Source organism: Microcystis sp. LE19-131.1A (genome assembly GCF_027532015.1).
Classification (GTDB): Bacteria; Cyanobacteriota; Cyanobacteriia; order Cyanobacteriales; family Microcystaceae; genus Microcystis; species Microcystis ichthyoblabe_A.
In genome coordinates this window covers 1-19,078 of the sequence record NZ_JAPZSS010000071.1, presented here as the reverse complement: position 1 = coordinate 19,078, position 19,078 = coordinate 1, and the positions used below count along the sequence as shown (strand labels likewise).

The 19,078-nt window shown below is 44.0% G+C and carries 16 protein-coding genes; 10 read left to right on the top strand and 6 right to left on the bottom strand.

All coding sequences use genetic code 11. From position 1 onward, the window contains the following. Nucleotides 1-39 precede the first annotated feature (39 nt). The 6 genes from O9323_RS06405 (at nt 40) to O9323_RS06380 (ending at nt 9,212) form a co-directional block, all read left to right on the top strand. Nucleotides 40-672 (top strand): hypothetical protein, encoded by a 633-nt coding sequence (locus O9323_RS06405; protein ID WP_002775600.1) that lies wholly within the window; start codon nt 40-42, stop codon nt 670-672. A 219-nt stretch (nt 673-891) separates the two neighbouring features. Continuing rightward, nucleotides 892-2,034, top strand: coding sequence for a SpoIID/LytB domain-containing protein (locus O9323_RS06400; RefSeq protein ID WP_288124842.1), 1,143 nt, complete (start codon nt 892-894; stop codon nt 2,032-2,034). Nucleotides 2,035-2,172: 138 nt separating this feature from the next. After that, nucleotides 2,173-5,736 carry a methionine synthase gene (gene metH / locus O9323_RS06395; RefSeq protein WP_288124841.1) on the top strand — a complete coding sequence of 1,188 codons (3,564 nt, stop codon included), beginning with the start codon at nt 2,173-2,175 and terminating at the stop codon, nt 5,734-5,736. Between the two features lie 438 nt (nt 5,737-6,174). Continuing rightward, the gene (locus tag O9323_RS22550) at nt 6,175-6,777 is read left to right on the top strand and encodes a J domain-containing protein (protein ID WP_002775603.1); all 603 of its coding nucleotides are present in this window, start codon (nt 6,175-6,177) and stop codon (nt 6,775-6,777) included. A 2-nt stretch (nt 6,778-6,779) separates the two neighbouring features. Further along, the gene (locus O9323_RS06385; RefSeq protein ID WP_288124840.1) at nt 6,780-7,781 is read left to right on the top strand and encodes a hypothetical protein; all 1,002 of its coding nucleotides are present in this window, start codon (nt 6,780-6,782) and stop codon (nt 7,779-7,781) included. Between the two features lie 372 nt (nt 7,782-8,153). Next, nucleotides 8,154-9,212: a D-alanine--D-alanine ligase family protein gene (locus O9323_RS06380; RefSeq protein WP_002775606.1), complete on the top strand. Its 1,059-nt coding sequence runs from the start codon at nt 8,154-8,156 to the stop codon at nt 9,210-9,212. Nucleotides 9,213-9,269: 57 nt separating this feature from the next. Here O9323_RS06380 and O9323_RS06375 read toward each other — a convergent pair whose 3' ends face one another. The 5 genes from O9323_RS06375 to cpcB all read right to left on the bottom strand — a co-directional run bounded on the left by O9323_RS06375 (nt 9,270) and on the right by cpcB (nt 14,022). Continuing rightward, nucleotides 9,270-10,013: a Uma2 family endonuclease gene (locus O9323_RS06375; RefSeq protein WP_002749931.1), complete on the bottom strand. Its 744-nt coding sequence runs from the start codon at nt 10,011-10,013 to the stop codon at nt 9,270-9,272. A gap of 66 nt (nt 10,014-10,079) precedes the next feature. Then, nucleotides 10,080-11,756: a bifunctional 3,4-dihydroxy-2-butanone-4-phosphate synthase/GTP cyclohydrolase II gene (gene ribBA, locus O9323_RS06370; protein WP_149107717.1), complete on the bottom strand. Its 1,677-nt coding sequence runs from the start codon at nt 11,754-11,756 to the stop codon at nt 10,080-10,082. Nucleotides 11,757-11,893: 137 nt separating this feature from the next. Then, entirely contained in the window at nt 11,894-12,772 is an 879-nt protein-coding gene (locus O9323_RS06365; RefSeq protein WP_002736362.1) for a phycobilisome linker polypeptide, read from the bottom strand. Nucleotides 12,773-12,948: 176 nt separating this feature from the next. Next, the gene (cpcA, locus tag O9323_RS06360) at nt 12,949-13,437 is read right to left on the bottom strand and encodes a C-phycocyanin subunit alpha (RefSeq protein WP_288124839.1); all 489 of its coding nucleotides are present in this window, start codon (nt 13,435-13,437) and stop codon (nt 12,949-12,951) included. Between the two features lie 66 nt (nt 13,438-13,503). Further along, nucleotides 13,504-14,022 (bottom strand): C-phycocyanin subunit beta, encoded by a 519-nt coding sequence (cpcB, locus tag O9323_RS06355; RefSeq protein WP_002735500.1) that lies wholly within the window; start codon nt 14,020-14,022, stop codon nt 13,504-13,506. A 632-nt stretch (nt 14,023-14,654) separates the two neighbouring features. On the opposite strand from cpcB, the gene O9323_RS06350 reads away from it, so the two are divergent. From O9323_RS06350 to O9323_RS06335, 4 genes are all read left to right on the top strand, one after another. Continuing rightward, nucleotides 14,655-15,878 carry a M20 family metallopeptidase gene (locus tag O9323_RS06350; RefSeq protein ID WP_288124852.1) on the top strand — a complete coding sequence of 408 codons (1,224 nt, stop codon included), beginning with the start codon at nt 14,655-14,657 and terminating at the stop codon, nt 15,876-15,878. Between the two features lie 79 nt (nt 15,879-15,957). After that, nucleotides 15,958-16,845 carry an acetylglutamate kinase gene (gene argB, locus O9323_RS06345; RefSeq protein ID WP_002775610.1) on the top strand — a complete coding sequence of 296 codons (888 nt, stop codon included), beginning with the start codon at nt 15,958-15,960 and terminating at the stop codon, nt 16,843-16,845. Nucleotides 16,846-17,013: 168 nt separating this feature from the next. Further along, nucleotides 17,014-17,235 carry a DUF4327 family protein gene (locus tag O9323_RS06340; RefSeq protein ID WP_002749922.1) on the top strand — a complete coding sequence of 74 codons (222 nt, stop codon included), beginning with the start codon at nt 17,014-17,016 and terminating at the stop codon, nt 17,233-17,235. A gap of 43 nt (nt 17,236-17,278) precedes the next feature. After that, nucleotides 17,279-18,499: an efflux RND transporter periplasmic adaptor subunit gene (locus tag O9323_RS06335; RefSeq protein ID WP_002749915.1), complete on the top strand. Its 1,221-nt coding sequence runs from the start codon at nt 17,279-17,281 to the stop codon at nt 18,497-18,499. Nucleotides 18,500-18,524: 25 nt separating this feature from the next. Here O9323_RS06335 and O9323_RS06330 read toward each other — a convergent pair. Continuing rightward, on the bottom strand, nt 18,525-19,078 hold a 554-nt coding region (locus O9323_RS06330; protein ID WP_288124838.1), incomplete at its 5' end, for an IS630 family transposase.

The window sequence follows — 19,078 nt, the reverse complement described above, 5'->3', positions numbered from 1 at the left end:
AAATTACCATTAACGTAAGTGTTAATTAAAGAGGTAAATATGGTTCAATTTTTACAAGCAAAAGAAGTCACTCTCAGAGATTTAATTAATCATTTTCAACTACAGTTTATAGAAGATGAGCATTTTTTTGGGGAATGGCAAGAAGACTTAGAAGCAATCTCTGAACAAGAAAAAGAATTGTTAGATAAAATCAAAACAGGTTATTTTAACTTATTGAATTATCCTCCCTTTTTAGAAACTTCGGTGAGGATGACGGTTTTAGATCCATTATTATTTATTGGTAACTTTTATCTATTTCCCTTTCACATTAAAGCAGAAGAGTCTGTTGAAATTATTACAAAAGAGCAAGATTTAATAATTAAAGGAAGGTTAGATACTTTAATTATAAAAGAGCAATTATGGGTAATGATTATTGAATCAAAACGGGTTATTTATTCCGTTGAAGTAGGTTTACCGCAATTATTAGCTTATTTAATGGTCAATCCTCATCCCAACCGTCCTAATTATGGAATGTTGACCAATGGTTCCGAGTTTTTATTTGTTAAATTATTATGGGACGGTAAACCTTTATACGGAACCTCTCGTTTATTTGCCATGAGAAATCCGGGGGATTTATACGAGGTTCTCAAAATCCTTAAACATCTCTGTCAGTCTAGCGAGGGGGTGGAATGAACCACAGAGACACAAAGGACACAAAGATCGATCGCTTCTATGGTAAGTTAAGCTGATCACACAGAACCTAGAAGAGCCTGGATTAGAGGAGATTCGGCTAATCTAAGGATGGGTGGTTAAGAATTTTTTCGGCTTTTCTTGACTATTTCAGCCTGATTTGTCCTGACAAGCTCAAGAATACGAGATTTTTTCTCTAAAATTGCCTAGCCTGAGAGGGGAATGATAAAGTTAGATAAGAAAATTAAAGATGGTGTGATTAAAGTGAAATTTGCTGCTAGTACCTATTTTTCCCTGCTGCGTCATTGTGCCGTTCCTTTGTTGTCGATCGCCACTTTTACCCCAATTCTCTTAACTTATTTAGCCAAGGAAAAACCAGAAACCCCGCAACCCCAGGCAAATCTAGAGACTGCTGCCTCCCCTGCTCCTATTATCCCATCTCCGATCGCCCCCTTAACCGCGCCATCACCGAAACTATCCCCCTCTCCCCAATCTTCCCTCTCAGCGCCGAAAAAAATAGCACCATCGGTTCAAACGTCCCCTAATACTTCCCCTAATACTTCCCCTAATACTGCCCCCGCTGCTGCGGCCAAACCGGTAACTAGACAACCCTTAGCGGTTCCCGCTAATTATACGCCGCCGGTCCTAGAAATTCGCGTGGCGATTAAAAGGGATGTGGCCAGTGTTTTGATTGGAGTTAACGGGCCGGCGGTGATCACCGATCGCCAAGGTCGTGGTTTAAAAACGATTGCCACTAACGAGGGTTTACCGGTCATTCCAGGTGCCAATGGCTTAAAAATGGGCGATTTATCGCTGCCAGAGGTGATTTTTGTGCAGCCCACCAGTGCCGATGGTTTAGTTTATGTGGATGATAGTTGGTATCGGGGCAAAATCCTCCTTGTCGCCCAAGGCGATCGCTTGTTAGTGGTCAATCATGTTAATTTAGAGGCCTATCTCTATAGTGTGGTGGGTAGTGAAATGCACTCCACCGCACCAATGCACGCTTTAAAGGCACAGGCGATCGCCGCCCGTTCCTACGCCCTAGTACATATAATCCGCCCCGCTAATGCTTGGTTTCATCTGGGCAATACCCAGCGCTGGCAGGTATATAAAGGCATTCGCTCGGAGTATCAATCGACCCACCAAGCGGTTAATGCCACTGCTGGGCAGATTCTCAGCTATAAAGGGGGTGTAGTCGAGTCTCTTTATGCTGCCACCGATGAAATTGTCGCTTGGGCCCACGGTGGTCGCGGTATGAGTCAAACTGGGGCCTATAAATTAGCGGAAAAAGGCCTAGATTATCAACAAATTCTCGGTAATTATTATCCCGGAGTTGGTTTAGCCCGTCTAGTGCTACAAAATTAGATTGATTGGCTTTCTCGACTGAAAACTCAAATCTGATAACTGATAACTGATCACTGATAACTGAAATGCCGACCATAGCAGATTTCTAGTAACTGTATTACAATAAACTTTCAAAATGCTATAGCAGTAAATCTCTCTATGAATAGCCCCTTTCTTGACTACCTCAACGGTCCCAAGCATCCCGTCCTCGTCTTTGATGGAGCGATGGGAACTTCCCTACAAAGCCAAAATCTGACGGCCGAGGACTTTGGTGGGGCAGAATACGAAGGTTGTAACGAGTATCTTGTCCATACTAAACCCAGCGCTGTAGCGAAAGTCCACGAAGCCTTTTTAGCCGTGGGTGCGGATGTGATTGAAACTGACACCTTCGGGGGAACCTCGATAGTTTTAGCCGAGTATGATTTAGCCGATCAAGCCTATTATCTCAACAAAAGCGCCGCCGAACTGGCCAAAGCTTGCGCGAATAAATACTCTACCCCCGAAAAACCCCGTTTTGTGGCGGGTTCCATGGGGCCGGGGACAAAACTGCCCACTTTGGGTCATATTGACTTTGATACCCTCAAAAATGCCTATGTGGAACAGGTAGAGGGTCTGTACGATGGCGGGGCAGATTTATTATTAGTAGAAACCTGTCAGGATGTCCTGCAAATTAAAGCGGCTTTAAATGCTATTGAAGAAGTATTTCAGAAAAAAGGTCAACGATTGCCCCTCATGGTTTCGGTGACGATGGAAACCATGGGAACGATGTTAGTAGGAACGGAAATTAACGCCGTTGTCTCTATTTTACAACCCTATAAAATTGATATTTTGGGACTTAACTGCGCCACTGGTCCAGATTTAATGAAACCCCATATTAAATATCTCTCGGAAAATTCCCCTTTTATTGTTTCTTGTATTCCTAACGCTGGTTTACCGGAAAATGTCGGCGGTCAAGCGCATTATCGCCTCACTCCCGTAGAATTAAAAATGGCTTTAATGCACTTTATCGAAGATTTGGGAGTACAAATTATCGGCGGTTGTTGTGGTACTCGTCCCGACCATATTCAAGCTTTAGCGGAACTAAGTCAGGGTTTAACTCCGAAATCTCGTCATTATCATTATGAACCCTCCGCCGCTTCTATCTACAGTACCCAACCCTATATTCAAGATAATTCTTTCCTGATTGTCGGGGAAAAATTAAACGCCAGTGGTTCTAAAAAATGTCGGGAACTGCTCAATGTTGAAGACTGGGATAGTTTAGTATCGATGGCGAAAGCTCAGGTAAAAGAAGGAGCGCATATTCTCGATGTCAACGTCGATTATGTGGGCCGGGATGGGGTGCGCGATATGCACCAATTAGCCTCTCGTTTAGTTAATAATGTCACCCTACCTTTAATGTTAGATTCCACCGAATGGGAAAAAATGGAAGCGGGGTTAAAAGTAGCGGGGGGTAAATGTATCCTCAACTCTACTAACTACGAAGACGGGGAATCGCGTTTTTATCAAGTCTTGGATTTAGCGAAAAAATACGGCGCGGGGGTAGTAATTGGAACCATTGATGAAGAAGGAATGGGACGCACTGCCGAGAAAAAATTCCAGATAGCTAAACGGGCCTATTATGCGGCGATAGAATACGGAATTCCTCCCTACGAAATCTTTTTTGATCCTCTAGCTTTACCGATTTCTACCGGTATCGAAGAAGACCGAGAAAATGGCAAGGCTACTATCGAAGCAATGGGCCGAATTCGCCAAGAACTGCCCGAATGTCATATTCTTTTAGGTGTGTCTAATATCTCTTTTGGGTTGAATCCGGCAGCGCGTCAGGTATTAAATTCCGTCTTCCTCAACGAAGCGATGCAGGTGGGGATGGATGGGGCAATCGTCAGCGCCAATAAGATTCTTCCTCTGGCAAAAATTGAACCAGAATATCAGCAAATTTGTCGGGATTTAATCTATGATAATCGTCGTTTTGATGGCGATATATGTGTCTATGATCCCCTGACCAAGTTAACCGAATTATTTGCGGGTAAAACTACTAAAAAAGACCCCTCTAGTAATGCTAATTTACCCGTGGAGGAACGCTTAAAACAGCATATTATTGATGGGGAAAGATTGGGACTGGAAGAGGCTTTAAAGCAAGCTTTACAGGACTATCCACCCCTAGATATTATTAATATTTTCCTCCTGGATGGGATGAAGGTAGTGGGTGAGTTATTTGGTTCAGGACAAATGCAGTTACCTTTTGTTCTCCAATCTGCCCAAACTATGAAAGCAGCCGTTGCCTTTTTAGAACCCTTTATGGAGAAAAAAGAGGGTGATAATAATGCCAAAGGGACTTTTATTATCGCAACGGTTAAAGGGGATGTTCACGATATTGGTAAAAACCTAGTTGATATTATCTTGACCAATAACGGCTATAGGGTGATTAATTTGGGCATTAAACAACCCGTAGAAAATATCATCGAAGCCTACAAAGAACATAAAGCCGATTGTATCGCTATGAGCGGTTTATTGGTGAAATCGACGGCTTTTATGAAGGAAAATCTAGAGGTTTTTAATGAAAAAGGAATCACCGTTCCTGTTATCCTTGGCGGGGCAGCTTTAACTCCCAAATTTGTCCATGATGACTGTCAAAAAACCTACAAGGGACAGGTTATCTATGGTAAAGATGCCTTCTCTGACCTGCATTTTATGGATAAATTAATGCCCGCTAAAGCTGGCGGTCAATGGGATGATAGTAAAGGCTTTTTAGGTAAGTTTGCCGAGACAGAAAAAACCCCGGTTGTTGCCGAAGAATTAAAGGTTAATCCCGATACTATTTTTACCGATGGCAGCGTCAACCAAGAATTAGTTATTGATACCCGTCGTTCCGAAGCGGTGGCAGTTGATATTTCCCGACCAACACCGCCCTTCTGGGGTACTAAAATATTAACAGCAGCAGAAATTACCATCGAGGAGGTTTTCTGGTATTTGGACCTACAAGCTTTATTTGTCGGTCAATGGCAATTCCGCAAACCCAAAAGCCAATCGAAGCCAGAATACGACCAGTTTTTACAGGAAAAAGTTCATCCAATTCTGACAGCATGGAAAGAGAAAATTGTCAAGGAAAATTTACTAAACCCCACATTAATTTATGGTTATTTTCCCTGTCAGTCGTCCGGTAATTCCCTGTTAATTTACGATCCCGAATCGATACAAGCAGGCGAAAAACCCGAAAATCTGCAACCAATCGCCATTTTTGAGTTTCCTCGCCAGAAATCCGGTCGTCGTCTCTGTATTGCTGACTTTTTCGCCCCGCAGGAATCCGGTATTATCGATGTTTTCCCGATGCAAGCGGTGACAGTGGGGGAAATCGCCACAGAATACGCTAAATCTCTCTTTGATGCCAACGAATATACCGAATACCTCTATTATCACGGCATGGCTGTCCAAACCGCCGAAGCCATGGCCGAATGGACCCACACCCGCATCCGTCGCGAGTTAGGTTTTGCAGAGTTCGATCCCGATAATATCCGCGATATACTACAACAGCGTTACCAGGGTTCTCGCTATAGTTTCGGCTATCCCGCTTGTCCCAATATTCAGGACCAATACAAGCAACTAGATCTGTTAGGATGCGATCGCATTGGGATGTATATGGACGAAAGCGAACAATTGTACCCAGAACAATCCACCACCGCCATTATTACCTATCACCCCACCGCTAAATACTTTAGTACCTAATCAGTGATCAGTTAAGTAGCTGGTTATAATTAAATTTAAAATGGATTTTAGGTTCGATCCCCCCTGCCCCCCTTGATAAGGGGGGTTTTGATCCCCCCTGCCCCCCTTGATAAGGGGGGTTTTGATCCCCCCTGCCCCCCTTGATAAGGGGGGTTTTGATCCCCCCTGCCCCCCTTGATAAGGGGGGTGTCTGACAACTTTTAACGCCTACCTACTTATCAGTGATCAGATTTGAGTTTTCATTTCAATTATCGACTTAAATCTATAATATGCCAGCAATTTTTTTGATTATTAACCATGTGATAAAGTGGCCACTGCTGTGGTATTAATTTAGGATAGGAAGTTTTCGGGAGTCAGTCGTCGGTCGTTCATACCAAATTAGCCTACACTTCATCTTGATAAGAAAGGCTAGATTTTTTGCAGCTTCTTAGGGAAATTATGACCACTAATCCTCTTAACTCGCTCATTTTAGAGCAGATTAGTCATATCTGTGAGCAATACTCGATCGAAAGTCGTATTCTCGAAGATTTTGCCGATTTTGTCATCAAAAACCACCATAAAAAGTCTCCTAAACCATCGTTAACTAAATCAAAAACTACAGCCACCACCACCACAGGCTCAAAAGTTAAACCTTTAACTCTAACGCAACTTAAACAGGCAGTTTATGCCTATTTTGAGGTTAGCAATACCACAGAACTAAAAAAATCGAGTATGTTTCAAATGGCTACTAGAGCCTTTGATAACATCAATTTATCTCAGCGAGAAAGTTGGGAGGTTATCTACAGGAAATATATCGGTATTCTTCCTGAAGAAGATTACGAACAGGGGAAAGATTGTATCAACGGTATCAATATTTTTAAATATTTTCGTCCCTATCGTGTTTTCGATCTTGATCCAAACACTGCCAGCAAGGAAGACATTAAAAATGCTTATTATCGTCTTTCTAAGATCTATCATCCCGATAACCAAGAAACAGGAAGCTCTCACATCTTTGATCGTTTGACTGTGATGTATAAATCTATCACCACGGAGATAAAATAATTATGCCTCGCAAAAAAGAAATTTTTACTATCAGAGAAGCTGAACTAATTCAATGGCTTTCCATTTCTCATAAGAGATTGGATGAAATCGTTAGCTTTTTTGATGCTGATCCTAATGATGATTGGGATTTAGTTGAGGGTGACGATTATCAATTTGTCAATAAGGAGAAGAAACTCCGTAACTTTTCCCCTAAAGGTGCTTTTAAAATTGCTTCCTATATCGAGAAGAATGAAAAGCGAGGAATTTTCTACAAATTTAAAGAATTTTTTACTAAGCACGATCAAAAAATTCGTCGCTCTTTGGCACGAAAATTAATTTTTGCTGAACTCATTGACTCTGGCGAAATTCAAGTTTATCAAGGAGTGGCTATGATTCATAAACAGAGTTTACGGCGAATTTTAGAAACTAATGGAGCCAAGCTAAATAAAACCGTGAATCATCTTCAGCAAAGAACTGATAAACCTCTAGAATTAGGAGTAGATTTTTACGAAGATGAAAAAAGAGAGTTTTGGTTCTCTGAAAGTGGAATAGTGATGATTTCTAAATCCATGAGTGAAACTTTGACGAATAAATCGCGCCAAGAAATGTGTAAAACGATTGCAATGGAGTTTCCTCTTGCCTTTAAAGAAATTCAGGAAAATCTAGATGACGATACCAAACAAAAAATCGAGATTGAAAAGGCTAAAAAACGAGCTAAAACTAGAGATAAAAACACTTGTCAGGTGACAGGGCAAAAACCGGATAAAGATGTAAAATTTAATCTCGCTGTCCATCATCTTTACTCTGTCCAGAAATATCCCCATCTAGCGACATTCGATCTGAATTTGGTGACTATTAAAGAAGAAATTCACCAAGAATTTCACGGTAATTTAGGGGGATTTGATAAACCTTGTACCATCGAGGATTTTATCGAATTCTTGCACGTTTACTATCCCGAACATCATGGTAATTTAGCCTTAAAACTTCAGAAAACTAAGAAAAAACTGGAAAAATTAGCTAAATAATCATTCAATTTCCGGGGGTGAATAGCTCCAAAGTGATTATCCATTTTTTTAGGGAAAGAACGACAAAATTTCATCCCGATCGATAATTAATTGGCTCTTCTGGTTTATGTGTGGAAACGAAGCCTATACTGATAGTTTCTTCGGCAAAATAGTCGTAAAAGTCCTTCTCAGTCAACATTTCACGATTCCATAAGCAAAAATTATCACACAAAGTCGAGAAGAGCCATTAATTTATCTTGAGGTTTTGCCAAAACCCCGATCTGACGAGGAACAGCCGCCTCTAAATCAATTGCAACTATTGTCAACTCCGCCCATAGTATATATGATAGTTGAACTCTAATTTAGGATCTAGCTGGGTCTAGAGAGGATAATATGGATAAGATCAAGGTAGGATTGTTGTTTGGTGGTCGATCGGGAGAACACGAGGTATCTATCAATTCGGCTCGATCGATCCTGCAAGCTTTTAATTACCCCGAAAATCTTGACAAATACGCGGTTATCCCCTTCTATATCGATAAAAATGGCTGTTGGCATTCGGCAGCAACTGCTAGACAAATTTTAACCTCTGGGCAACCCCTAGCTATTGAGAGTGATATAAAAGTCAATATCTGGCAATTTCCTCCAGAAGTGAGCGAAATTGAGGTCTGGTTTCCAATTCTCCACGGACCGAATGGAGAAGATGGCACTTTACAAGGATTACTCACTCTCATGCGGGTTGCTTTTGTGGGTAGTGGGGTACTGGGTTCATGCCTAGGCATGGATAAAATTGCCATGAAAACTGCTTTTGCAGCCGCTGGATTACCCCAAGTTAAGTATAAGGCCATAACCCGCTCGCAAGTGTGGTCAAATGCCTGTGTTTTTCCGCAATTGTGCGATCAAATCGCCGAGGAAATAGGTTATCCTTGTTTTATTAAACCGGCTAATTTAGGTTCTTCGGTGGGTATTAGTAAAGCACGCAACCGGCAAGAATTAGAGGCTGCTTTAGATAGTGCTGCTAGTTATGATCGACGGATTATTGTTGAAGCAGGAGTAACCGCAAGGGAGATCGAATGTGCGGTTTTAGGTAATGATAATCCCCAAGCTTCTTTGGTGGGAGAAATTACTTTTGATAGTGATTTTTATGACTATGAAACTAAATATACTGACGGGCGATCGAGTATGGTGATTCCCGCTAATATTCCTGATAAAATTGCTAATCAAGTGCGAGAAATGGCTGTAGAAGCATTTAAAGCTGTGGATGCTGCGGGATTGTCGCGGGTGGATTTTTTCTATGTGGAAAAGACTGGGGAAGTGTTGATCAATGAAATTAATACTCTGCCAGGGTTTACTAATTTTAGTATGTATCCCCAACTCTGGAAAGCCACCGGTTTAGAGTTTGATAAATTGGTCGATAAGTTAGTAAAATTAGCCTTAGAAAGACAGGAAAAATAAGGTTAAATCACCAACATTTCTAGGATAGGAATTACCTATCCTAGAGATATTGATCAATTAGATAGTTTCGGGATCAATGCCCAATTCTCGTAATTTTGCCGCTAATCTTTCCCTTTCCAAGATAGCTTGTTCTTTTTCTAAAATAGCCTGTTCTTTTGCCTTTCGTTCCTGTTCCTTTTCTAAAAAAATCTGTTCCTTTGCTTGTCTTTGCTCTAATTCAGCTTCTTGGGGAGTGGGAACCAATTGACCATCGACGGTAAAATAACGCAGTTTACGGTCAAATATGCCTAAATATAGTTCTAACTGTTCACTCCATAAATAGCCGTTTTCATTAGCAGCAATAGCCTGATATTGTCCAGCAATTAATCTAAATCCTTGCAGTTCTAAACTTTCAGGATCAAACCAGAAATAGTTAGGAGTCCGAAAGGTATTTTGATAGAGATTTTTCTTTTTATTGCGATCAATATTAGCAGTGGATGGGGAGAGAATTTCCACGATCACATTGGGATATTTACCCCCTTCTCCCCAAACCACCCAACTTTTACGCGGATGTTTTTCTGTATCTAAAACCACAAAAAAATCAGGACCGCAGAAATCACGTTTTTTTAGTTGTTCTTCGTTATAGTAGATGGTAAGATTGCCGGAAGCGTAGTAATTAGTTCTTTGTTGCCATAACCTTTCTAAACAACCGATCAGAATTGTAATTTGTTGTAGATGTAGATCACTTTCCAAGGGTGGTTCATCACTCCATAAATCGGTGGGGGGACAGGTAACTTCCGGTAAAATGTCGAGAGTTGTCATAGGTTTTCCCCGTTACACTAGCTTTGTTTAATTATAACTGTTACGCTCTTTTCTGGTCATAGAAAACTAATTTTTTGCTGACTCACGAGTAAAACTGTAGATAATTTGGGTAGCTAATTGTGGTAATTGTGAGAAATCTTCATCGGACATTTTTTGATGATCAAGTTTCATTTGTAATCCCGTCATCGAATCGTCTCCGTCGGAAATTAAAAATTCTAAGCGTTCAATTTCCGACCAATCTTTAACGTCATTTAATATCTTGTCAATAACCAGAAGATAAGGATGGGAAGTATTTTTATACCAATTACTGCTAACACCCTTACGAATATCTAAACCTAAATGTACGATCAAAGGGGCGCGATCAAAAAGGGCATTGGCTACCGGTCGGGTTTCTTCTTGGAGAGATAATTGATTAGCGCGACTTAACTGCCGTAATTTCTCCAATTGATGATATCTTTGGGAAATTGACGGCGGATTTTCCCCCCAACTGAGAGCGATGGTGACTAGATAGGTTTGTAGGAATAGATGCCCTAACTTTTCCGCTTTTGTGGCCAAATAATTGGAATTATAATCATTAGCCTCGATCAGCAAAGGTACTCGCTCGACTATTTCCAAACCATAGCCTTTTAATCCGGCAATTTTACGCGGATTATTGGTAATTAAACGAATATTTCTCACCCCCAAATCGTTGAGCATTTGCGCTCCCATGCCGTAATCGCGCAAATCGGCGGGAAATCCTAACCTTTCGTTGGCTTCCACCGTATCTAGTCCTATATCCTGTAAAGAATAGGCTTTTAGCTTATTAATTAAACCAATTCCCCGGCCTTCCTGTCGCAGGTAAACCACCACCCCTAAACCGTTGTTTTCAATCATTTTTAAGGCACTTTGTAACTGTTGCCGACAATCGCAACGCAAGGATCCCAAAGCATCCCCAGTCAGGCATTCTGAGTGCATTCGTACCATTACAGGTTGATCATCAAAGAGAGCGGGATCGCCTTTCACAATAGCGATGTGTTCGGTTTGATCTAATAAATTTCGGTAGGCATAAAGCTGAAAAGTGCCGAATTGACTGGGAAAATCACAGACTGTTTCCCGATGGACAAAGCGATCGTGTTTTAAGCGATAACTGATCAGATCGGCAATGCTGATTAACTTTAAATTATGTTGACGAGCGTATTCAAATAGTTGCGGTAAACGGGCCATGGAACCGTCGGGATTTTGGATCTCACAGATAACTCCCGCCGGATACAACCCGGCTAACCGAGCTAGATCCACGGCTGCCTCCGTATGACCGGCGCGTTTTAAGACTCCACCGGCTTTAGCACGAATCGGGAAGACATGACCGGGACGGGTGAGATCGTCGGGACGAGTGACTGGATTAATGGCAACTTGTACGGTTTTCGCCCGATCTTCTGCTGAAATGCCAGTTTTAACCCCTAAGTGGGGAGCAGCATCGATGCTAACAGTAAAAGCGGTTTGATTGCTATCGGTGTTTTTTGTCACCATCAAGGGTAATTCGAGAGCATCAAGACGCTCTCCCGTCATTGCCAGACAGATTAAACCGCGAGCTTGCACTGCCATGAAGTTAATCAGATCGGGGGTGGCAAATTGGGCCGCACAGATTAGATCTCCTTCATTTTCGCGATTCTCATCATCAACTACTACAATAGCCCGTCCGGCTTTGATTTCCGCTAAGGCAGTATCGATAGAGTCAAAAGCGATCGAAGTGACAGTCACAGGCATTAAAACGATAGAACTATTTTCATTCTACAGGTTTGCTCGATCTGCTGAGGTTCAATTTCTGTCAGTTCCCTAGAAAGAAGTCTCCCGGTGAACCTGACGGCTGCCCGGGAGACTTTTAGTTATCTTAAGCTAGAAAATTAGTTCAAACTAGCGGGGGTGATGCTGGCAACTTTGCCACCGAGACGGTTGATCTGTTGCAGGGTGTTATTTAACTGTTCAAAGGGGACGATAATCGCTTTGCTACTGCGACGGACACGGGGATAACCCGGTTTGCTAATAGCGGCAATTTCCACGCGATAGAGCTTACCCACATCACCATAGGCCACACTACCACCCAGAGCTTTACTGGGGGTGTTGCGTTGAGCAGAGGGACGATAGGCCCAACCATCGCTGCCACCGGAGGGACCGACTACTGCCGAAGCACCGTTTTGAGCTAATTCCACCGCTAAACGGGAGGTTTTGCCGGCAATCTGAGAGCGATCGCTGTTGGCATAACCGCGATAGAGTTGGAACATCCGGGTAAATCCCACGGTTTTTTGACCGGGTTGGCTGGCAAAACCACGATAGTAGGGAACAATACTATCGCCGAAGTTTTCGGTATATTCGGCGGAATCGATATAGGAGTCGATATCGGCCTCGAATCCTTTGTTTTCGTAGAGATCGAGGTGATAGACCACTTCCGACTCATCGTAGGGAGCGCGACCTAAAAGATGTTTGATATTAAGTTCGATGACGCGGGTTTGGAAGTTACCGTAGAAGAATTTGTTCTTATACAGTTCCGATTTGGCCACGGCGCGGACGAATTCCCGCACGGTGATCGAACCGTTGCAGAGTAAGGATTCGGCACTGGTAAGGCGCTCGGAACGCATGATATAGTCATTGCCTAGCACCTGACGATAGACGGCGCGAATAACCGCCTGTGCGTCGTCACGGGACCAATCGGGACGTAATTCCACGGGAGCAACCTCGCTAAAAGCGGTTGTCCCTAAACGGGAAGCTGAGGTAGTAATTGCCACTAAAGTTCTCCTACAAAAAAATGATCATTTTCTGACCCCTCAAAACTAGGGGAGGATCAGTTCGATTACCTGGCCGCCTTGACGATGGATATAACAAGGTCTGGAAGAACAGGTGATTGCTAACCCTTTTGCTAACAACCTCCTGTCTTTCCAGACCAGCAGTTTTTTCGATTGGACTAGCTGAGAGCGTTGATAGCGTAGTCGATATAGGAGTTGGCTTCTACCGCAGGGTCGCCACTTAAACCATGGTTGGCTTTGATGTATTTGAGAGCTTCGATGTACCAGCTAGGAGACAGGTCGAAGGTGCGGTTGATTTCGTCGATACCAGCGATGAGGTACTCGTCCATCGGACCGGTTCCACCAGCAACTAAGCAGTAGGTCACCATGCGGAGGTAGTAACCGATGTCACGAGCGCATTTGTCTTTACCGCGTTGATCCGCCGCAAAGTTAGCCCCTTGCATTTGGGTGGTGTAGGGGTACTTGTTGTACACAGCTTGAGCAGCGCCAGAGATCAAAGAATTGGCTTTTTCGGTCAACACTTTAGCGGCGCTGAGGCCAGCAGAAGCTTGACGAAAACGACCGAAAGCAGTTTGGATTTCGGTGCTGCTTAAGAAACGACCTTGAGAATCAGCGGCTGCTACGGCTTCGGTAAGGGGGGTTTTCATTTTTTGGTATCTCCCAATAATCTTGCAATAAGTTTCCTACGGTTTAATTGAGACTAGCCCCAGGGACTAGGCGACAGCAGCGGCGGCGCGGTCGAAGTAGCTGGCAATTTCAGACATTAAAGCACTGCAATCGCCGGGGGTGATACCGTTGCGATCGTTAGCAATGGATAAAGCAGCTTCTTTCATTTTGCTTACGCCAGCAGCTACGGAAGCTCCTGGTACTCCCAAAGCTACATAGGTTTCGCGCAGACCATTTAAGCAACGATCATCGAGAACACTGCCGTCGCCAGAGAAGGTAGCGTAGGTAACATAGCGCAAGATGATTTCCATGTCGCGTAAGCAAGCGGCCATACGACGGCTGGTGTAGGCATTACCACCGGGGGTGATCAGTTGGGGCTGTTCAGCGAACAGGCTACGAGCGGCGTTGGCAACGATGGTGGAAGCGTTACTGGTGATCCGGTTAACAGAGTCCATCCGTTTGTTGCTGTCGGCAACCATGGCGCTGAGAGCGTCTAGTTGCGAAGAGCTTAAATATTCGCCACGAGCATCAGCTTGGGATACTACCCGGGTGAATGCGTCAAACATTGTGACAATCTCCTAAATTTAAATGGGATTTGCTTGCAATTAAAATTTTCCCTCTTAAGGGATTTCACGGTGAGTCTGGACGAGCCTTGACCGTGATTGTTGCGATTTACTTTAAGAAACCTGAAAAAACTTCACTGCTCTCTCATAAATCACATAAGGAGGTTAAACAAGTATCCAGCTTAACTTTTGTCTGTTATCTTGGCCCCTCAAGTTAAATTTATACACTGCTGTCGAAACTTTGTTTGTTACATATTATTAAGTTTTTTGCTGTCTTTTTGTAACGGTCACTTAACAATGACTCGATCGAGTTGGTCATCAATTCCTGACATGGCTCAAAGCCTCTCACCATCAGGAAATCAGAGACAGCAAGGCTTTAAGGGTATAAGGGGCAGCAAGATAAAAATTTTAAGTTTTTTTTTATATTTCTCTGTTTTCCCTTCCCTTTTTGCCCAAGGATTGCCCTTTCCAGCCCTGAAATAGGATGAAGTTTTGTAAAGAAGGGTGTGGGGTATGGGGAGTGGGGTGTGGGGTGTGGGGAGAACAAAGCTGTCTCCTGCCTCCTGTCTCCTGTCCCCTGTCTCCTGAAGTTAAACTAGAAACCGGTGATCAAAAAATCTAGCCGTCCGAACCCGATGATTTCCTCCTTTCCTGTCCCCAATAGCTTAAATTGCCCTCAAATTCGCCTTGCTATTCGTTCTCTACAGCCGCAATTAGTCCACTGGCGCCGACAAATACACCAAAAACCAGAACTAGGCTTTCAAGAACATCTCACCGCCTCCTTAATCAGTCAAACCCTGACTAAATACGGAATTGACCATCAAACCGGTATCGCCGGCACCGGAATTGTCGCCACCATCGCAGGCAGTCAACCGGGGCCAGTTTTAGCCCTGCGGGCCGATATGGATGCACTACCGATCGCCGAAGAAAACCAAGTCCCCTATCGTTCCCAACATCCGGGCCAAATGCACGCCTGTGGTCACGATGGCCACACAGCGATCGCCCTCGGTACAGCAGTTTACCTAGCACAAAACTGTCACGATGTCAAGGGGATAGTAAAAATTATTTTCCAACCCGCCGAAGAGGGGCCGGGGGGGGCGAAACCGATGATCGAAGCGGGAGTGCTGAAAAATCCCGACGTGGAGGGAATTATCGGGCTACACCTCTGGAATAATCTGCCTTTAGGGACAGTGGGCGTAAAAAATGGGCCTTTAATGGCGGCGGTGGAATGTTTCGATCTCCAGATTCAAGGCCGGGGAGGCCACGGGGCAATTCCCCATCAAACCGTCGATTCACTACTGGTGGCGGCCCAAATCGTCAACGCCTTGCAAACCATCGTCGCCCGCAACCTTAACCCCCTCGATGCCGCCGTGGTGACTGTGGGTAAATTAGCGGCGGGAAGCGCTAGAAACGTGATCGCCGATAGTGCTAATCTCAGTGGGACGGTGCGCTATTTCAATCCCCAGTTAGGGGGCTATTTCCGACAACGGATGGAAGAAATTATCGCGGGCATCTGTCAAAGTCACGGGGCCAGTTATCAATTCGATTACTGGCAATTGTATCCCCCGGTAATCAATCATGATCGGATGGCGGAATTAGTGCGCTCCATCGCCGCACAAGTGGTGGAAACCCCAGCCGGAATCGTTCCCGAATGTCAAACCATGGGAGGGGAAGATATGTCCTTCTTTTTACAGGAAGTACCGGGCTGTTATTTCTTCTTGGGATCCGCCAATCCCGAATTAGGATTAGCCTATCCCCACCATCATCCCCGTTTTGATTTTGATGAATCGGTGTTAACCATGGGAGTCGAGATTTTTGTCCGTTGTGTCGAAAAATTCTGTAGTTCTAAGACTTTCTAGCAATCCGTTCAAGGTGAACAGTTTTTGTCAAACCCGAAACCGCTAAACTGGTCACTGAATCAGACAGGTAAAAAAACGCATGAATAATAATATCCAGGAAAACGATGCCCAACGGGTGAAAATCCTCAGCGAAGCCCTACCCTATATACAAGAATTTCGCGGTCGCACCGTAGTGGTTAAATACGGTGGCGCGGCCATGAATAACAGCGCTATCAAAGACACGGTCATGCGAGATATCGTTTTTCTCTCCTGTGTGGGGGTTCGTCCCGTTATTGTCCACGGCGGCGGTCCGGAAATCAACAGTTGGCTGGATAAATTAGGCATTGAACCCCAATTTAAAGACGGTTTACGCGTCACCGATGCCGACACCATGGATGTGGTAGAAATGGTGCTGGTGGGGCGCGTCAATAAAGAAATTGTTGCCCTGATCAATCAAGCCGGCGGTAAAGCGGTAGGATTATGCGGTAAGGATGGTAATCTGATCACTGCCCGTCCCGTGGGTAAAGAGGGCATTGGTTTTGTGGGAGAAGTGAGCAGTGTCGATACTAGCCTCGTCGAATCCTTGGTCAATAGTGGCTATATTCCCGTGATTTCCAGTGTGGCCGCCGATGAAACCGGCCAAGCTCATAATATCAATGCCGATACGGTAGCCGGAGAAATAGCGGCGGCTTTAGGGGCAGCTAAACTGATTTTGATGACCGATACAGCCGGAATTTTAGAGAATTATAAGGATCCTTCCACTTTATTGGCTAAATTGGATATCCAACAGGCCCGGGAGTTGATTCAAAAAGGTATCGTTGCCGGCGGGATGATTCCCAAAGTTGGCTGCTGTGTGCGATCGCTGGCTCAGGGAGTTCAGGCCGCTCATATTATCGATGGTCGTCTTCCCCACGCCCTTTTACTGGAAATTTTCACCGATCGAGGCATCGGTTCCATGATTGTGGCCTCCGGTTATACTAATCTATAGTAGTAATTACCGTACTTTTGGTTAAAAAGACTTGCCTAAAACCACAGATATGGTGTAAAAGTAAGTTAATAAACGCGCTTCTCACTCCTTTGTAATGGCAAAAGTCTTAGTCTTGAGTTAGTTTAGTCGGGAAGCGCAAAATCCGAAGTATTCATAGCAATTGAATTTATGACCAAACAAGCTGTAGCTCACCCGATGGTGAAGTTTCAACGCAAGGCTAGCAAGTGGATAGATGCAAAAGTAGTCAAACCTAGCGATAGTATCTGGAAACTGGCTCTTTTATACGGAGATGAGTGGGGATACTGGAAGCAAGAGCTTCTCGATTTCGGTTTCTCCATGCAAGACCCTCTCAGCGAAGTGGTAGCGGTAGAAGCTTGGGACGAGGAATAAGCGACCATCGACTCAAAAGCAGCTTTCTACCAAGATTATCGCCATGGGATCGACTCCGATTATCCTTTCCGCTCTGGTTATCTTATCCTTAAGCGCGAGTTGTTCTCCCGGGACCGAAACCCAACCACCGTCACCAGCGGCCCGTACTACTACCGTCAACGTCACCACCGCTAAACTGGCAACCATCGGACGCAATCTTGATTACACGGGAACTACCCGACCTTTAAAAGTCGTTTCTCTGCGATCGCAAGCCACCGGTCAGTTACTTAATCTCGTCGTCGATGTGGGAGATGAGGTGCAATTAGGACAAATCCTCGCTCATGTTGATGATCGTCTCCTTGCCACCGTTGTCCGGCAAGAAAAATCCGCCCTGTCGGCCCTAGAAGCGGAATTAGCCCGGGCGAGAATTGAAGTCAGTAACGCTGAAATTGAAGTGGAGCGCCTACAACTACAATACCAACAGGCCAAAAATGATGGCGAGCGCCTGCAAAAATTAGCCCTAGAAGGGGCGATTCCCCTGCAACAGGGCGAAACAGCCCAAACTACAGCTGCAGTAGCTTTAAAAGCCGTTAATAGCGCGAGATCGAGAATTAAAGTCGAGGAACAGGTAGTGGCGGCAATTATCGGCAGAATTGCCGCCCAAAAATCGGTCATCGCTCAGGAACAACAACGTCAGGCCTACGCTATTCTTAAATCACCGGCGACGGGGATAGTTATAGAAAAACTAAAAGAGCCGGGGGATTTAGTCAGTATCGGCGATGAAGTCCTCAAAATTGGTGATTTTCAACAGGTCAAGGTAGTAGTATTATTATCGGAATTGGATTTAAAAACGATTAATTTAGGACAAACGGTTAATGTCAGCCTTGATGCTTTCGGTGAGAGAAATTTTTCCGGTCACATCAACAGGATTTTTCCCCTCAGCCAAGGCACGGCCCGGCGGATTCCCGTGGAGATTACTCTACCCAATGGGGATGGTTTAATTAAAGGGGGATTATTGGCCCGGGTACGGTTTAATAATAATTCTGCCCCTCAGGTGATTGTCCCCGAAACAGCAATTGTCAGTCAGGGGGAATCCCCAGCCATTTTCGTCCTTTCCGAGTCTAACTCACAAGTGCAAAAACGTCCCGTTCGTCTCGGTCAAGCGCTTGACGGTCAAGTAGAAATTATCACTGGACTTGAACCGGGGGAGCGTTTCGTCGTTAATAGTAGTAAACTTTTGCAGAATGGTGAAAAAGTCCGGGTTAGTATCCTGAGTAATCCTTGATTAGTTGGGGATTGCTAAGTATACTTTAGACGTTCATAATCTGAGATTTATTAAACTTCTGAAATCGTAGAGTCAGCAAAGAATCCAGTTCTTTTTTATGTTTCAGATGGGCATCATTCAGACATTCATAAATAGCTGAAGAAAAGTCAGAAAAGTTCTCATAATATTTACCATATAAACATTTCTTTTTGACAAATTTCCACAGCCTTTCAATTAAATTTAGATTAGGTGAATAAGACGGCAGATAGAGCAGCTCTATTGACAAAGAAAGAGCCAATTCTTCAACAATTTTACATTTCTGATAGCGGGCATTATCTAATACGAGAGTGATGGGAATCATTAGTCCTAAAGCAGCTATTTTTTCAATAAGTTCACAGACTTGAGTTGCCGTAATATAAGTGTCATTAGTAACCAGAATAACTTCATGAGTTATTGCACTTAATGCTCCTAAAACATTGAAGCGTTTACGCCCGCTCGGTGACTTAACAAAAAGTCTCTCAAAACACCAAACAAAACCGAGAAATGCTCCCATGACGAAGTGAGCGGCATCAACAAAAAAAACAGCCCTTTTTCCTTCTT

Bases quoted from the DNA above. Each gene is read 5' to 3' on its own strand.
- O9323_RS06405 (WP_002775600.1), top strand. From the start codon at position 40: ATGGTTCAATTTTTACAAGCAAAAGAAGTCACTCTCAGAGATTTAATT.
- O9323_RS06400 (WP_288124842.1), top strand. From the start codon at position 892: ATGATAAAGTTAGATAAGAAAATTAAAGATGGTGTGATTAAAGTGAAA.
- metH (WP_288124841.1), top strand. From the start codon at position 2,173: ATGAATAGCCCCTTTCTTGACTACCTCAACGGTCCCAAGCATCCCGTC.
- O9323_RS22550 (WP_002775603.1), top strand. From the start codon at position 6,175: ATGACCACTAATCCTCTTAACTCGCTCATTTTAGAGCAGATTAGTCAT.
- O9323_RS06385 (WP_288124840.1), top strand. From the start codon at position 6,780: ATGCCTCGCAAAAAAGAAATTTTTACTATCAGAGAAGCTGAACTAATT.
- O9323_RS06380 (WP_002775606.1), top strand. From the start codon at position 8,154: ATGGATAAGATCAAGGTAGGATTGTTGTTTGGTGGTCGATCGGGAGAA.
- O9323_RS06375 (WP_002749931.1), bottom strand. From the start codon at position 10,013: ATGACAACTCTCGACATTTTACCGGAAGTTACCTGTCCCCCCACCGAT.
- ribBA (WP_149107717.1), bottom strand. From the start codon at position 11,756: ATGCCTGTGACTGTCACTTCGATCGCTTTTGACTCTATCGATACTGCC.
- cpcA (WP_288124839.1), bottom strand. From the start codon at position 13,437: ATGAAAACCCCCCTTACCGAAGCCGTAGCAGCCGCTGATTCTCAAGGT.
- cpcB (WP_002735500.1), bottom strand. From the start codon at position 14,022: ATGTTTGACGCATTCACCCGGGTAGTATCCCAAGCTGATGCTCGTGGC.
- O9323_RS06350 (WP_288124852.1), top strand. From the start codon at position 14,655: ATGATTTCCTCCTTTCCTGTCCCCAATAGCTTAAATTGCCCTCAAATT.
- argB (WP_002775610.1), top strand. From the start codon at position 15,958: ATGAATAATAATATCCAGGAAAACGATGCCCAACGGGTGAAAATCCTC.
- O9323_RS06340 (WP_002749922.1), top strand. From the start codon at position 17,014: ATGACCAAACAAGCTGTAGCTCACCCGATGGTGAAGTTTCAACGCAAG.
- O9323_RS06335 (WP_002749915.1), top strand. From the start codon at position 17,279: ATGGGATCGACTCCGATTATCCTTTCCGCTCTGGTTATCTTATCCTTA.